18 protein-coding genes and 1 pseudogene are annotated in these 13,066 nt (G+C 68.9%); 11 read left to right on the forward strand and 8 right to left on the reverse strand.

Annotated features, from left to right (window positions below; translation table 11 throughout):
* The first annotated feature begins 43 nt into the window (after positions 1-43).
* The gene (locus ACFWBN_RS09355; RefSeq protein WP_385173032.1) at positions 44-400 is read left to right on the forward strand and encodes a MerR family transcriptional regulator; all 357 of its coding nucleotides are present in this window, start codon (positions 44-46) and stop codon (positions 398-400) included.
* A 24-nt stretch (positions 401-424) separates the two neighbouring features.
* Positions 425-1,420 (forward strand): zinc-binding dehydrogenase, encoded by a 996-nt coding sequence (locus tag ACFWBN_RS09360; RefSeq protein WP_385173035.1) that lies wholly within the window; start codon positions 425-427, stop codon positions 1,418-1,420.
* A gap of 518 nt (positions 1,421-1,938) precedes the next feature.
* On the opposite strand, the gene ACFWBN_RS09365 is transcribed toward ACFWBN_RS09360, so the two are convergent.
* Positions 1,939-2,592 carry a response regulator gene (locus ACFWBN_RS09365; RefSeq protein ID WP_385173038.1) on the reverse strand — a complete coding sequence of 218 codons (654 nt, stop codon included), beginning with the start codon at positions 2,590-2,592 and terminating at the stop codon, positions 1,939-1,941.
* On the reverse strand, positions 2,589-3,782 hold the full coding sequence (locus ACFWBN_RS09370; protein WP_385173041.1) for a sensor histidine kinase: 1,194 nt from the start codon (positions 3,780-3,782) through the stop codon (positions 2,589-2,591). The genes ACFWBN_RS09365 and ACFWBN_RS09370 overlap by 4 nt, the downstream gene beginning before the upstream one ends.
* A 132-nt stretch (positions 3,783-3,914) precedes the next feature.
* Between ACFWBN_RS09370 and ACFWBN_RS09375 the strand changes: the two genes are divergently transcribed.
* From ACFWBN_RS09375 to ACFWBN_RS09385, 3 genes are all read left to right on the forward strand, one after another.
* The gene (locus ACFWBN_RS09375; protein ID WP_385173043.1) at positions 3,915-4,877 is read left to right on the forward strand and encodes an SDR family NAD(P)-dependent oxidoreductase; all 963 of its coding nucleotides are present in this window, start codon (positions 3,915-3,917) and stop codon (positions 4,875-4,877) included.
* A gap of 72 nt (positions 4,878-4,949) precedes the next feature.
* Positions 4,950-5,444: an anthrone oxygenase family protein gene (locus ACFWBN_RS09380; RefSeq protein ID WP_385173046.1), complete on the forward strand. Its 495-nt coding sequence runs from the start codon at positions 4,950-4,952 to the stop codon at positions 5,442-5,444.
* Positions 5,445-5,586: 142 nt separating this feature from the next.
* Positions 5,587-5,739, forward strand: coding sequence for a hypothetical protein (locus ACFWBN_RS09385; protein ID WP_385173049.1), 153 nt, complete (start codon positions 5,587-5,589; stop codon positions 5,737-5,739).
* A 428-nt stretch (positions 5,740-6,167) separates the two neighbouring features.
* Here the strand turns inward: ACFWBN_RS09385 and ACFWBN_RS09390 are convergent, their stop codons facing one another.
* Complete coding sequence (locus tag ACFWBN_RS09390) at positions 6,168-6,443, reverse strand: hypothetical protein (RefSeq protein ID WP_385173051.1); 276 nt, start codon at positions 6,441-6,443, stop codon at positions 6,168-6,170.
* Between the two features lie 470 nt (positions 6,444-6,913).
* Positions 6,914-7,273 (reverse strand): MerR family transcriptional regulator, encoded by a 360-nt coding sequence (locus ACFWBN_RS09395; protein WP_385173054.1) that lies wholly within the window; start codon positions 7,271-7,273, stop codon positions 6,914-6,916.
* A 59-nt stretch (positions 7,274-7,332) separates the two neighbouring features.
* Between ACFWBN_RS09395 and ACFWBN_RS09400 the strand changes: the two genes are divergently transcribed.
* The 3 genes and pseudogenes from ACFWBN_RS09400 to ACFWBN_RS09410 all read left to right on the forward strand — a co-directional run.
* Positions 7,333-7,662 (forward strand): putative quinol monooxygenase, encoded by a 330-nt coding sequence (locus ACFWBN_RS09400; protein ID WP_385173056.1) that lies wholly within the window; start codon positions 7,333-7,335, stop codon positions 7,660-7,662.
* A gap of 238 nt (positions 7,663-7,900) precedes the next feature.
* Entirely contained in the window at positions 7,901-8,515 is a 615-nt protein-coding gene (locus ACFWBN_RS09405; protein WP_385173059.1) for a DinB family protein, read from the forward strand.
* Positions 8,451-8,638, forward strand: a pseudogene (locus tag ACFWBN_RS09410) (IS5/IS1182 family transposase); the annotation flags it as partial. The gene ACFWBN_RS09405 and the pseudogene ACFWBN_RS09410, both read left to right, overlap by 65 nt.
* Positions 8,639-8,681: 43 nt before the next feature.
* Here the strand turns inward: ACFWBN_RS09410 and ACFWBN_RS09415 are convergent.
* Genes ACFWBN_RS09415 through ACFWBN_RS09430 form a run of 4 tightly spaced genes read right to left on the reverse strand, consistent with a single transcriptional unit; the run spans position 8,682 to position 11,134 of the window.
* The gene (locus tag ACFWBN_RS09415) at positions 8,682-9,599 is read right to left on the reverse strand and encodes a hypothetical protein (RefSeq protein ID WP_385173062.1); all 918 of its coding nucleotides are present in this window, start codon (positions 9,597-9,599) and stop codon (positions 8,682-8,684) included.
* On the reverse strand, positions 9,596-10,486 hold the full coding sequence (locus ACFWBN_RS09420) for a hypothetical protein (RefSeq protein WP_385173064.1): 891 nt from the start codon (positions 10,484-10,486) through the stop codon (positions 9,596-9,598). The genes ACFWBN_RS09415 and ACFWBN_RS09420 overlap by 4 nt, the downstream gene beginning before the upstream one ends.
* 10 nt (positions 10,487-10,496) lie before the next feature.
* Positions 10,497-10,820 carry a hypothetical protein gene (locus ACFWBN_RS09425; RefSeq protein ID WP_385173067.1) on the reverse strand — a complete coding sequence of 108 codons (324 nt, stop codon included), beginning with the start codon at positions 10,818-10,820 and terminating at the stop codon, positions 10,497-10,499.
* Complete coding sequence (locus ACFWBN_RS09430) at positions 10,820-11,134, reverse strand: pentapeptide repeat-containing protein (protein WP_385173070.1); 315 nt, start codon at positions 11,132-11,134, stop codon at positions 10,820-10,822. The genes ACFWBN_RS09425 and ACFWBN_RS09430 overlap by 1 nt, the downstream gene beginning before the upstream one ends.
* A 271-nt stretch (positions 11,135-11,405) precedes the next feature.
* Here ACFWBN_RS09430 and ACFWBN_RS09435 point away from each other — a divergent pair, with 271 nt between their 5' ends.
* The 3 genes from ACFWBN_RS09435 (at position 11,406) to ACFWBN_RS09445 (ending at position 12,986) form a co-directional block, all read left to right on the forward strand.
* A complete protein-coding gene (locus ACFWBN_RS09435) occupies positions 11,406-11,840 on the forward strand; it encodes a hypothetical protein (protein ID WP_385173074.1) in 435 nt (144 codons plus the stop codon).
* Positions 11,841-11,938: 98 nt separating this feature from the next.
* Positions 11,939-12,457: a YceI family protein gene (locus tag ACFWBN_RS09440; protein WP_385173077.1), complete on the forward strand. Its 519-nt coding sequence runs from the start codon at positions 11,939-11,941 to the stop codon at positions 12,455-12,457.
* Positions 12,458-12,866: 409 nt separating this feature from the next.
* Complete coding sequence (locus ACFWBN_RS09445; RefSeq protein WP_385173105.1) at positions 12,867-12,986, forward strand: SDR family NAD(P)-dependent oxidoreductase; 120 nt, start codon at positions 12,867-12,869, stop codon at positions 12,984-12,986.
* The last annotated feature ends 80 nt before the right edge of the window (positions 12,987-13,066 follow it).

A 13,066-nucleotide genomic window follows, 5' to 3' on the forward strand; every position in this document is an offset into this window, starting at 1 on the left:
CGGCGCGGGAAGATCACGGTGCGCCGGGACGTTGCCACCAGACATGCAGATCAGTGAAGCGGCCCGAGTCAGCGGCGTCAGTGCGCGGTCCCTCCGCCACTACGAGGAAGAGGGCCTGATCGTTCCGGAACGGTGTTCCAACGGGTTCCGGACCTACAGCCAGACCACCATCGACCGCGTTGTCGTCATCCGCGAACTCGTGGAGTCCGGGCTGCCCATACGGCTGATACGGGAGGTGTTGCCCCGGCTGACGGATGAACCCGAGCCGGTGTGTGACCAGTTCCTCGCCGAAGTCGAAGGCCATCGAGACCGCCTGGCGGCGCGCATAGCCGTTCTCCAGGACCAACATGCCGCACTCGATGCCTACCTGCTGGCGACCCGGCGCTTGCGCCTGACGTAAGTGTGAAGGTTCTACGGTGCCCGCATGTCGTTCAACAAGCAGCAGCGCGCGCTCATCCAGCAGTCCCACCAGGGCCCGAAGGATCTCCGGCTCATCTCCGACGCCATGCACCCCGTCGCCGAAGCCGGCGAGTACCTCATCCGCGTTGGCGCCGCCGGCATCAACTTTGCCGATGTCATGCAGGCCAAGGGCATCTACGAAGGCGGACCCGAAGCCCCTTACGTCGCCGGGTTCGAGGCCGCAGGCGAGATCGTCGCCGTCGGAACCGACGTCGAAGACCCCCTCCCGGTCGGGACGCATGTCGTCGGAATCGGCTACGGCGCCTTCGCCCAGTACATGGTCATGCCCGCCGCCGGAGTCCTCCCGACCCCTGTGGGATGGAGTGATGCCGCTTCTCTCGGCTTCGTCCTGAACTGGGCGACCGCCCTGGCCGCCCTCAAGCCGCTCGGCGACATCAAGGCCGGGGACGCCGTCCTCGTCTACGCGGCGGCCGGAGGCGTCGGTCAGGCCGCCGTACAACTCGCCCGCCACTACGGTGCGCGGGTCATCGCCACGGCCTCGCCGGAGAAGCACGCCGTCGTCAAGGAGCTCGGCGCCGATGAGGTGTTGGACTCCCGGCGCCCTGACCTGGTGGAGGAGATCCTGCGGCTGACGGGCGGGGTCGACATCGTTCTGGAATCGGTGGGGCAGGCGACGTTCCCCACCAGCCTGGCGGTGGCGAAGCCCGTGACCGGCAGCATCGTCGTCTTCGGCGCCGCCTCCGGCCACGCCACGCTGTCGACGGCGGATCTGCTGTTTGCCCACCGGGTCCAGATCAAGGGCCTGCACATCTTCGCGTTGGCGGAGGCAGAGCCGGAGATCTTCCAGGACCTCATTGCCGAGCTGCGTGCGCTGATCGTTGCGGGCGTGTACGCGCCTGGTGCGCCGCAGATGCATTCGCTGGCGGAGGGGGCAGAGGTGCTGGCGCTGCTTGAGGCGGGGCAGACGCGGGGCAAGCACGCCCTCGATCCCTGGCTCTAAGGCACGCCTGCATCTTGGCCGGGGGCCACACCGGCGGAAGAGGGGATGGCCGCCACTGGACTACGGACTACGGACTGCGCGAGCTACGCCACCTGCGCTGAGATGTCCCGTGCCAGCGAAGGCTGAGTGTGTGCCATCGAACTTTGGTCGGGTCTCAGCCTGACGGGTGTCGATGTCGATGTCGAGGGCGCCTGGGCCATGGGGAGGTGTGGCCAGGCTCCCGGTGTTGGTGGGAGCCTGGGCAGCGTGAGGCAGCGCAATCCGGTGTCAGGCGGTCTGGGCGCCGGCCTGGCCGGGCTCTCCGGCCGGCCCGGCCTGGAATCCGGTGCCGCCGGTGCCTGCTGTGCCGCCCGCACCGCCGGTGACGGTCGCGGACGCGTTTTCGCTGCGGGCGGTGCCCCCAGGATCCGCGGAGCCCGAGCCGGGACCGCCGGCGGGATGTGGCCGGCGAGTGCTGCGCCCGTATCGGCGCGGCGGCTGCTCGGAGCAGGGGCAGGGGCACGGGCAGGGGGGGCGGGTCAGTTCGGCGTGATACCGGTGAGGACGGCGAGAACCGCGAGGCGGATGCGGTTGTCCCGGCCCGTCTTCGCCATCAGGCTGGCCACGTGCGTCTTCACCGTGGTGACCCCGAGATGCAGTCGGTCGGCGATCTCCTTGTTGGACAGGCCAACGCCGAGCAGTCCGAGCACCTCCCGCTCGCGTGGGGTGATGGCCGACACCGGCATGTCCGTAAGGGTGTTCGAGGAGGAACGGGTGTGGAGAGCCCGGGCGACGAGGCGGGCAAGGACGTCCCGGCTGAAAGGGGCCTCTCCGTTGGCGGCCCGGCGTACGGCCTCCAGGAGTTCGGCCGGTGGGGTGTCCTTGACGAGGAAACCGCAGGCTCCGGCCGCGAGCACCGGATACAGATGGTCGTCGTCGTCGAACGTGGTGAGGGCGACGACCCGGGTGGCAGGGCGTGCGGCCAGGATCCGACGGGTGGCCGTGATGCCGTCCATGCCGGGCATTCTCAAGTCCATGAGGACGACGTCGGGAGTCAGGCGTTCAGCCAGTCGCACCGCCTCCGCGCCGTTGTCCGCCTCGCCCAGGATCTCGATGTCCTGCGCCTGCTCGAAGAGCATGCGCAGCCCCATACGGACGAGCTGCTGGTCGTCGACGACGAGGACGCGGATCACGGCTGGGGCTCCATGTCGGATGCGAGGGCGGGAAGTTCGGCGGTGAGCCGCCAGCCCTCAGCCGTGGGGCCCGCGTCCAGTCGGCCGCCGAGCAGGTCCACCCGTTCGCGCATGCCGATCAAGCCGTGTCCGGAAGGGTACGGCTCCTCCGTCCGGGCCCTTCCGGCCCCGTCATCCTGGATCGTCACGTGCACGGCGTCATCGGCCACCCGCACGGTCAGCTCGGCGTGTGCGCCGGGCCCACCGTGCTTGGCCGCGTTGGCCAGGCCCTCCTGAGCCAGGCGGAGGACGGCGAGGCCACGTACCGCGTCGAGCCCCGCGACACGGGGGTCCACGGAGGGCGTCACGGTCAGGCCGGCCTGACGGACGTGTTCCACCACCGACTCCAATGCCGCCGGCAGTGCCCCGGGCGTGACCAGGCAATCGGTCTCCGGACCGGTCTGGTCCGGGGCTCTCAGCACGGCCACCAGGCGCCGCAGATCGGTCAGTGCCGCACCGGCACTGGAATGCAGGTCGTCGAGGACGTCGGTGATCCGCGGGTCGTTGGTGCCGGTGGCGGCGGTGACGTGCCGGGCGACACCGACGCGCAGCACCATCGAGGAAACGTGATGGGCGACGAGGTCGTGCAACTCCCGTGCGATGGCGGTGCGCTCCGCCGTACGGCCGGCCAGGAGCCGTTGCTCCGCTCGGAGCTCCTGCTGCTGCGCGTGCTCCCGCGCGTGCAGTGCGGCGTCGCGGGTCACGCGTACGTAGGAGCCCAGGAGCAGCGGCACGCCGGCGACGATGCCCATCTTGTAGAGCACGGGCAGGAAACCGCCGGGCAGCTCTTCGAAGCGGTGCACGGCGATGGTGAGCGCCAGTGCCGTCGCCCCGGCGGCGAGGAGGCGTCCGGAGCGCTGTACCGCCAGCTCGAAGAGGGTGACGGCGGCCAGCACCTTCACCGACGAAGCGGTGCTCGCGCCCAGCGCGTGCGCGGCCATGAGCAGGACCGACTGCGCCAGGAGCGCGCCGAACACCCACTTCCCCGCGACCAGGCACAGCACGACCCCGGCCGCGGCAACGCCCCAGTCCCGCGCCCCGGACGGCTGCTGCAGCAGCAGGAAGTACCCGACCAGTACGCCGGCGAGCGCCAGGATCCGTATGCCGGCGAATCTTCTGTCGAACGCAAGCTCGATCCAAGATCGGTTCATGGCCCCCACGATAGGCGGACGCCCGTGCGCCGGGGGTCCTGCCATGGGAGGAGGACCCGTCCTCCCACCGGCCGCGATGTCCGGCCGGTGGACGGAATCGGTAACCCGGGGCGGGCGGCGAGGATGATCCTCATGGATATCAAGGTGAACACGGACACGAGTGCCGACGCAGACGCGGGATCCGCAGCCGTGGGGCGGCGGTCCCTCCTCGGTGGTGCGGCCGCTCTGAGCCTGGGGAGCGTGGCGTTCGGCGCCACCGCCCAGGCGGCCGGTGCCCCGTCGAGGTCCCGCCCCGAAGGCGGCCGTTTCCAGGGGAAGTCGGTACTCATCACGGGTGCCACATCCGGCATCGGCAGGGCGACCGCGAAGGCGTTCGCCCGAGAGGGAGCCCACGTCGGATTCTGCGGCCGACGAGCCGAGTTGGGGCGCCAGGTGGAACGGGAGATCCGGGACGCGGGCGGCGAAGCCACCTACTTCGAGGCCGACGTCCGGGTGGACGCCCAGGTGCGCGGCTTCGTGGACCGGTTCGCAAGCCGTTACGGCGGCATCGACGTGGCCTTCAACAACGCGGGCATCGGCGGCGGCAAACTGCCCCACGAGATGAGCGTCGAGGAGTGGGACGACGTCCAGGCCACCAACGCCCGGGGCGTGTTCCTCGCGATCAAGTACGAAGTTCCGCACATGCTCAGGGCGCAGCGCGGCGTCATCATCTGTACCTCGTCATCAGCAGCCGAACAGGCCCGGCCGAACAGCGCCGCGTACACCGCGAGCAAGCGGGCGGTGCAGGGCCTGGTGAAGTCCGCGGCGCTCGCGTACGGAACCAAGGGGATCAGGATCAACGCCCTGCTGCCCGGCACCACCGACACCCCCTTCGTCCGCCCGCCGGGGATCCCGGACGCGGACTGGGTGAGGTACAAGCAGGCGTGGGGGCCGCTCAACGTCGACGGTCTCGAACGGATGGCCGAAGCCGAGGAGATCGCGCGCGCCGTGCTCGGGCTCGCCTCCGACGACTTCCCGTACATGACCGGTGCGTCCATCACCGTGGACGGCGGGAGCACCACGGGCCGGAAAATGATCCAGCCGAGCGCCACCTGAAGCGCGCCGCCACGACGGTGAACTGGGCACGCCCTTCGTCGCCCACGTCCTCGAGTCACAGAGGTACTCCACATGCGCATCCGACTCGTCATGGGTCTTGCCCTGCTGTCCACCGGCGCCCTCGCGGGCGCGTTCGGCTACGGCGCGGCCAATCTCGTCCCCACGTTCGACGCGGTACCGCTCGAGATGAGGCTGTCCTTCCACGCCCGGCTGATGGAGATGAACGGGATCACCATGCAGGGCGCCATGGCGCTGTCCGCACTCAGCTCCGCGACGCTGGCCGTCATGACCCGGGGCACCCCGCGGCGACTGGCCGGCGGAGCCGGGCTGCTGGCACTGGCGTCCTTCCTGATCACCCGGCTCGGCAACGTTCCCATCAACGGCCGGATCAAGGAGTGGGCCGCAACCTCGGCGCCCCTCGATCACGCCAGGATCCTGGATCGCTGGGAGGCGTTCAACTACGCCCGCACAGGCGCCGCGTTCGCCGCCTTCCTGCTGCTGATCCTGCTGGCCCTGCGTCGCGGCGGCGCCGACCACGCTCCGAACGATCCGCCGCAAGACGGGTAAGGCCGAAGTCCTACTCAGTGGTCGTAGGCGATCAGCGACGGGGGGAGGGGTGTTCCGTTGACCCGGTTGTGCCAGATGCCGAGGTCAGCGTGAGGATGTGTTGTCCAACGCGGGCCAGGACCCCGGCAGGGGTCCTGGCCCCGTGCCGTTCGAGGTCGAGCTGCCGGAGATGCTCGCCCGGCCGAGTTCTGTGGTTGGGGTAGCCGGGACGCAGCAGAGTCAGGCCGTGCTCGGCCACGAAGGCGTCGAGGTGTTCGGATACGTACTCCTTGTCTCCGATGACGGTCTGACCTGAGCGGCCGGCCGGCAGGTCGGGGTGCTGGGTGAGCATGCCCGCAAGGACTTCGCGTTCGTCGGTTTTGGGGTTGGCCAGGACCCAGGCGATGGGCAGGCCGCCGGGTGTGCAGACCAGGCGCAGGCCCCAGAAGCACCGGGAGTGGGATAGGCGGTAGGAGCAGGCGGCCCAGCCGGCGAGGTCGGAGCGTTGACGGCGGCGTGAGCGGGCGCATGCGACCGGGGGAGGAGCCCACGATCCACACGTTGTCGAGCCATGGCCGGTGTCCCGGGCCAGGGTGCGGATGAACCAGCCGATCCGTGTGGCTCGCCGCCCGCAGGCGCTTGTTGTAGCCGGACCGGCCTGGCAGGGAAACTCGGCGGCCAGGTGACGGCAGGCGAACCGCAGCCGCCCGGCTTCGGAGACGAACCCGCTCGTCGCGCTCTACCTCAGAGCATCCGCTCGGCCGTCGCCGCCCGTGCTCGCAGCGCGTCAGCCTCCTCGTGCCGACCCCAGCCGGCCAGGATCCGCGCCCGGTATTCCATCGCGTACCCGTCGCCCAGCTCCTCGGCGCGCAGGAACACCTGCATGGCCCGCTCCAGGTCACCGCAGCCCCGGAAGGCTACGCCCAGCGCGGTGATCGGGAACGCCTCGTCCTGCCCCGCGGCCTTCTTCCAGATCACCTGCGCGCGGTTCGCGTCACCGGCCACCGCGTGCATCGTCACCCAGCTCCGCCGCAACCGTCAGCTCGGCCGGTTCCTCGTCCCGCTCCGACCGCCGACGGAACCACCAAGCCATCGGCAACCACCCAGGCGGCACAACTGCACTGATCCCCGGAATACGGGCAAGCGCACATCTCTCACCCGGCGATCACGCCAGCACCCATGCCCTGGACAGCTTGCGCGAGGGTGGTGGCCCGCTGGGCCAAACGAGGTCGACCTGGCCCTGCTCCAGCCTGAGAATGCCATGTGGCGTCGTTCTCAAACGCGTTGGCCTCGCGGAAGTCCGCCCGCGGCTTGCAGAGGAATGGGGGACAGGCTTCATGGAGGCCGGCCTCTCCGCCGGTCCGTCGGGGCCGTTCAAGAGGCTTCACGGACGCGAGTTGGACAGATCCTCGGTGCTCAGACCGCACGGGCGACAGCGCCGAAAGGCTGTACCCGCCACCGCGAACGCGCGGTAGCGGTGGTGGGCCTCCCTACACGACTGTCGCTTCGCGGGCCTGGGTGGCGGAGATGAGCCCGGCAAGGGAGGTGCGGGTTTCCGACAGAGCGGAGATCCGGTCGTCCAGACCCTGGAGGTGTTCTTGGAGGGTCTCCAGCTTGCATTCGGCGACCGTGCCGTCCGGGCGAATGCACGGCTGCAGGTCGTGGATGACCCGGGTCGGCAGGCCGGCATCCAGCAGCGCGCGAATACGCCGGACCACGGTGGGAGCGCTGTCGTCGTAGCGGCGGTGGCCGCTGTCGAGGCGGTAGGACTCCAAGAGGCCCTGCTCCTCGTAGTAGCGCAGCAGTCGGACGGAGGTGCCCGTCTCGACGGCGAGCTCGCCGATCTTCATGTGGTGCTCCTCACAACCTCTTGAACCTCACATTGGTGTGAGATCTTAGCGTGAGGGCCATGACGAACACAGACCGCCCCATAGCCCTCTACGGTTTCCTGCGACCCAGGCCGGAGCGCGCGGACGAGGTCCGGCGCATCCTCTCCTCCTTCGTGGAACCTACCCGGCAAGAGCCCGGCAACCTGCAGTACCACCTCCACGAGCACGAGGACGGCCGCTTCTTCCTGTACGAGGTCTGGCGCTCCCAGGAAGACCTCGACCGCCACAACGCGACACCCCCGCTGCGGGCCTTCCTGGAAAACCTGTCGACCTTCCTGGAGGGAGCCCCGGAGGGCTACTTCGACACCATGCTCAGCCCGTACGCTGAGTCCGAACCGGTTCCCGCCTGACGGGACGCCCACGACGGGCCCTGTACAGCGAACCGGGTGGAGCAGGGCTCAAAGCCCACGATCGAAGCCACTCTCCACCCGAAGCGCTCCTTGGAGGTTGTCTCACGTGGCAAGTTTCGCGAGCTTCTTGTAGCAGGTCAGGGCGGCGGGGCCATGGCCAGGCCTCGGCTCTGCCGGTCGTTGCGGACCACGTACGGGATCTTGAGACCACGAGCAGCCCATGGCAGGCTCATGCCCCATGATCGATGAATTCGCGAAAGACAACCTGCACGGGAGACTGCGGCGGGACCGCGAGGCGCTGCTCTGGAAACTCGACGGCTTGTCCGAATACGACGCCCGCCGGCCTTTGACAGTGACCGGGACCAACCTCCTCGGCCTGGTCAAACACGTGGCCACCGTCGAGGCCAGGTACTTCGGCGAGGTCTTCGACCGCCCTTCCCCGGAACCGCTGTCCCGGTGGCAGGACTCCAACGGCAGCGATCTGTGGGCGACCGAGGACGAGACCCGCGATCAGATCATCGGGTTCTACCGGCGCACGTGGGAACACTCGGACGCGACGATCAACGAGCTTCCCCTCGACGCCCCCGGCCACGTGCCGTGGTGGCCGGAGCCTCATCCCAACACGAACCTGTTCGCCGTCATGGTCCATGTCCTCGGCGAGTCCATCCGGCATGCCGGGCACGCCGATATCCTGCGCGAGGGCCTCGACGGCCGGACCGGGTTGCGCGCCGAACACGAGAAGCAGATCGACGAGGAAGCCCGTGCAGCCTACCGCGCGAAGATCGAGCAGGCCGCTCTCCGAGTGGAGCAAGGCCCGGGTGTGGGCCAAGCCCCACCGCGTGGTCCTCGATGAGCTCGGCGCCCGCGGCGACCTGGACTGGTGCCGCTGCGCGATCGACTCCGTCAACATGGGGGCCCTGAAAAGGGGGACTTGACGGGTCCGAATTCTGTTGGCCGGGGCAAGTTCGGCTCGAAAAAGATGGGATGACTTCTAAGCCCCAGCCCAGCCGGGGGCCTCGTCAGCCAGCGGCCTCAGTGCCGTCCCGACCCTGCAACAGGTCGAGCAGTGCGTGGGAGATGCGCAGCCCCAGGCGCCGGTCGTACCCGTCGTAGCCTGGCATCGGGTTGGCTTCCAGGACCGTGTAGACGCCGTCGTCCCCCACCATGAAGTCGAACCCGACGAACGCCAGACCGCTCAAATCCCGGTATGCCAGGCAGTGTTCGGCGATGTCGTCGGGCACCCGGGCCGGGGCGAACGTCTTGACGCCCTGGCAGTACTGGTAGTTGACGCCCTCGCATTCGATCCGCTCGGATATGTGCTCAGTGCCGACCAGGTGGGTACGGACATCCGCACCGCGCACGCGCTCCTGGAACAGCACCGGGCTGCGGGGCAGCAGCCCCAGCTCCGCGACCTGGCCGGGCTCGAAGGCCGAAGCCACCGTCTTCTCACCGCTGGCGCCCTTGTAAACGGCCTCCGGCAGCGCACGCAGGAATGCATGCGCCTCCCCCTCGTCGTTGGTGAGCAGCGACGCCGGCACCCGGAAGCCGCACCGGCTGAGCAGACCGAGGTGGTACGCCTTCGCCCAATTGCTCATGTCGGAGCCGGGGCGATTGACGACGAGCGTGTCCACGGACGCGAGGACCTCCGTGAGCGCCCTGAGGCGCGCTGCGGCGGGCGCGCGGTCCGGACCGTCGAAACTGTCGACGGCATCGATCAGCCGAGCGTAGATCCCGGTGATCCCGGCGTCGGGCAGGTCCACGGTCAGCGCTCCGGTGCTCAAGCGTCCGCATCGGCTCCGGGCATCCCACCAGTACGTGCCGGAGCGCATGAACATCACGCTGTCGAAGAAGAGGCAGGGGACGCCCTGGTGCCGTGCGCTGTAGACGGTGTGCACGATCGTGCGGTCATGGGGTGAACCGATGATGAGAACGGTCATCGGACGTCCTCCGTCTCCGCCTCTGGACCGTGGCCGAGTTCGGCGCAGAGCTGTTCGTGCACTGCGTCGGAGATGTCCCGGTACCACGCGAAGGGCGGGACGGGCAGGATGCGGCTCACGGAGAGCCGGTGCCGTTCGTCGGCGACCAGGGCGACGGCGAAGAAGCGGATGCCCTGTCCGTGCAGGGCAGCGGCGAGGTCGCTTACGAGCTTCCGGTACGGCTCGGCGCCCACGTCCACGCAGGGCTCATTGAGGACGGTGAAGGACCGGCGCCCCACGCACAACTCGATGACGTACGCACTGGACGGTGCGAACAAGGCGCGGAGATGTGCGGTGGTCCCCGGGCCCCCGGTGCTTCCGGGGCCGAGAGCGCCGGCTTCGGTGACGACCCGCCGCTCGTGGGTCAGCAGGTCCTCCACGTGGAGCTCGGGTGACGCGCGGCGTGCCCACCCGTCGAGCAGCCTTCGGCAGTCGGTCGTCCAGCACTCCGGGAGCACCGTCGACGGTTCGAGACGGCGCCGCAGCTCGGGGTCGTCGGGCCATGCCTGCGGGCCCGGTCGGTTGACGACGTTCGGGAGGAAGGCGCACAGGGACCACAGTGCGGCGCGGTACTCGTCGGCGGCGAAGCGGGCGTCCGGGCCGTCCCGGCCGGCCGGCACGAGCGCCCACGGGTTCCGGACGAACACCGCCACCTCGTCGCCTTGCAGCGTGCCGTGCCCGGGCAGACGCAGTCGGACCCGCGTCCGGCCGTCGGCCTCCATGCGCACAGCGAACGCGAGTCGGCCGGGGTCGCGGCAGACCGCATGCGCGATCGACCGGCGTGCCAGATAGCCGTCGAACGAGTCCACCGCGGGATCGTCCGGGTCGGCCCCCAGCAGCAGGATCATCAGCGTCGGGTTACATGATCGGACGGATGAAGGCCTGCACGGGCGGCATGGAGCCGTATACCACCCTGACCTGGGTGTCGCAGGCTTCCTTGCCCGTGTCGGAGGTCTCCTTGCCGGTCCCTTCGCTCTGCTCCTTGCCGGTGCGGTCCTGTGCATTGTCGAGGCCGGCCAGGAAGCGGCGTTCCACGCCGTCCTGCTTGTCCCCGTCCTGCTCCCCGCGGGCCACCGCGGCGCGGATGGCCTCCTCGATGCCGACCGGTTCGACGTCGTGGGTACTGGCGAGATCCGGACGCAGCTCGGGGTGGATGAAGATCATGGGTGTGGGTGTGGACATCAGTGAGCCCCTTCCCCCGGTGCGATCAGGTCCCCGATGCGCACGCCGTCGATGATCAGACCTCTGAGGTCGCAATTCTCGATGACCACGTCGCGCAGCGAGCAGCCCACGAGGCGGCTGCCGTCCAGGACGGTGCCGGCGAACGTGGTGCGCTGGGCTTTGCCGTAGAGGAACTGGGAGTCATCCAGGACGGACTCCGCGAACAGCGAGCCGAGGAATGCGCTCTCGTGCCAGGTGCTCTGTCGGACATCCGCGTTGGTGACATACATATTCGGTGTCAATGTTGCGCTGTCAACCGCTTGGTCGAGCCCCATCTCGCTCTCCTTCGACGGAACTTCATATTCACATCGTCACCCCCGGTCGGTGGGCCCGCCAACCGGAGCGCAGCGCAGAGCACGGGGGCCGCGGCGCCCCGTGAGGGCCGACCCCGGGGCCGCGGGGCAAAGTCCCGGCGGACTGGCAGCTTCACCTGCCCTGACCTGGTCCGGGGCTCTGGGGCCGGCGGGTGGGGGAGCATCGGCTCCGTTTGACATGGTTCGAACGGATGGCAGGGTGGTATGTGGGGCCAATGTTGGGAGGATCGGCATGGCACCCGGTTGGGCACGATGTTCCGCAGCGCGGCAATTTCCGCTCAGACTCACGGTCGGCGCGTTCTTCCTGAACTCCGGGCTCTCGAAACTCGGTGCGGACGAGGCCACCGCGGAGAGGCTGCAGCAGTTCGCTGCCACGACCTACCCGTTTCTGGGCAAGCACGACGCCCAGAAGTTCGTACAGCTGCTCTCCGCCGGGGAGCTCGCCATTGCCACGACACTGCTCCTGCCGGTCGTCCCTGCAGCTGTCGCCGGGGTTGCGCTCACCGCATTCTCCGTCGGCACGATCGGGCTCTACCTGCGTACACCGGGGATGCGGCAGGAAGGCAGCCTGCGCCCGACCGAGCAGGGAACCGTGCTGGCCAAGGACGTCTGGATGCTGGGAATCGGCGTCTCCATCATCGCCGAGGGTCTGAACGAACACCGGTGACGCACCACGAGCACGTCGGCCCCCATGGCTGCCGTACGCGCTCGCTCCGTGACCGCCATTGGGCCCGTCCTGGTTGAAGGGGCAAGTCAGGGGCGCACATGGCCATGACCAAATGGTTCTTCGAGCCCGGTCATACCGCGGTGGAGTTCCGCGCCAGGCACATGGTGGTCACCTACGTGCGGGGACAGCTCAAGAACGTGCACGGCCTTCTGGAGGTCGATCCCGACGAGCCGGAAAAGGCGCGCGTCGAGGCGACGGTCGACGCGACCCAGGTGTACACAGGTCAGCCCCAGCGCGACGCCCACCTCCGCAGTGCTGATTTCTTCAACGTCGAGCACCACCCGACCTGGACGTTCGTCGGGTCCCGCATTCATCAGGTGAGCGGAACCGAGTTCGAGGTGCCGGAGTCTCACGGTACGTGGCGTGACGCGCCCCGTAACCTTCGACGTCATCTACTTGGGGGGTGGGATACTCCTTGGTGGGAGGAAGGCCGGGACCTCGGGCCTAGGCGCCGCGCCGGGTTCACTGCCACGGCACGTATCAATCGGCATGACTTCGGGGTGAGTTGGAACGATGGGGTCGACCTGCGGCGGAGTGGTCGTCAGTCCCATGGCTGATGTCCTGGTTGACGTCGAATGAGACCGTTGGGAGCCGGCGGTGGCGGGTCGCGGTCGTTACCGGCGGCGCTGGTGCGATCGCCGCGCGGCTTGCGGTCAATCACACCGTGGTGGTGCTTGACCGCACGGGCGATGTCCCGGTCGATCTGGTGATCCGGCCGATGTGCGCAGGTCGCGCAGCTGGTGCTGGACCGCTACGGCAGGTGCGATGTCCTGGTCCACTCGGCCGCCGTGGTCGCCTTCGGGCCGTTCGAGGACTTCGATCTCGATCTCTGGCGTCAGGTCAGGCGGTGAACGTCGAGTCGGCGCTGCTTCTCACCCAGGCGTTCGTGCCGGGGATGCGTGAAGGGGCTTCGGCAGGGTGGTCTTCATTGTGTCCAACACGTTCCGGCGTCCCCCGGGCGCGCACATGCTCGCGTACGTGGCGTCCAAAGGGGCGTTGATCGGCATGACCCACGCCCTCGCCGTCGGGCTCGGCGGCCGCGGGATCGCAGTCACGACGGTGGCCCCGGGGCTAGGCAGTGTCTGATGGCTCTTTGATGAGATCGCGGAGCCAGATCACGATGGCTGCTGTGGCCAGGGTGCCGTTGAAGATGTAGTCGCGTTTGT

Source organism: Streptomyces sp. NPDC059989 (assembly GCF_042736975.1).
In the GTDB taxonomy this organism is placed as follows: Bacteria; Actinomycetota; Actinomycetes; order Streptomycetales; family Streptomycetaceae; genus Streptomyces.

Bases quoted from the DNA above. Each gene is read 5' to 3' on its own strand.
- ACFWBN_RS09355 (WP_385173032.1), top strand. From the start codon at position 44: ATGCAGATCAGTGAAGCGGCCCGAGTCAGCGGCGTCAGTGCGCGGTCC.
- ACFWBN_RS09360 (WP_385173035.1), top strand. From the start codon at position 425: ATGTCGTTCAACAAGCAGCAGCGCGCGCTCATCCAGCAGTCCCACCAG.
- ACFWBN_RS09370 (WP_385173041.1), bottom strand. From the start codon at position 3,782: ATGAACCGATCTTGGATCGAGCTTGCGTTCGACAGAAGATTCGCCGGC.
- ACFWBN_RS09375 (WP_385173043.1), top strand. From the start codon at position 3,915: ATGGATATCAAGGTGAACACGGACACGAGTGCCGACGCAGACGCGGGA.
- ACFWBN_RS09380 (WP_385173046.1), top strand. From the start codon at position 4,950: ATGCGCATCCGACTCGTCATGGGTCTTGCCCTGCTGTCCACCGGCGCC.
- ACFWBN_RS09395 (WP_385173054.1), bottom strand. From the start codon at position 7,273: ATGAAGATCGGCGAGCTCGCCGTCGAGACGGGCACCTCCGTCCGACTG.
- ACFWBN_RS09400 (WP_385173056.1), top strand. From the start codon at position 7,333: ATGACGAACACAGACCGCCCCATAGCCCTCTACGGTTTCCTGCGACCC.
- ACFWBN_RS09405 (WP_385173059.1), top strand. From the start codon at position 7,901: ATGATCGATGAATTCGCGAAAGACAACCTGCACGGGAGACTGCGGCGG.
- ACFWBN_RS09415 (WP_385173062.1), bottom strand. From the start codon at position 9,599: ATGACCGTTCTCATCATCGGTTCACCCCATGACCGCACGATCGTGCAC.
- ACFWBN_RS09420 (WP_385173064.1), bottom strand. From the start codon at position 10,486: ATGATCCTGCTGCTGGGGGCCGACCCGGACGATCCCGCGGTGGACTCG.
- ACFWBN_RS09425 (WP_385173067.1), bottom strand. From the start codon at position 10,820: ATGTCCACACCCACACCCATGATCTTCATCCACCCCGAGCTGCGTCCG.
- ACFWBN_RS09430 (WP_385173070.1), bottom strand. From the start codon at position 11,134: ATGGGGCTCGACCAAGCGGTTGACAGCGCAACATTGACACCGAATATG.
- ACFWBN_RS09435 (WP_385173074.1), top strand. From the start codon at position 11,406: ATGGCACCCGGTTGGGCACGATGTTCCGCAGCGCGGCAATTTCCGCTC.
- ACFWBN_RS09440 (WP_385173077.1), top strand. From the start codon at position 11,939: ATGGCCATGACCAAATGGTTCTTCGAGCCCGGTCATACCGCGGTGGAG.
- ACFWBN_RS09445 (WP_385173105.1), top strand. From the start codon at position 12,867: ATGCTCGCGTACGTGGCGTCCAAAGGGGCGTTGATCGGCATGACCCAC.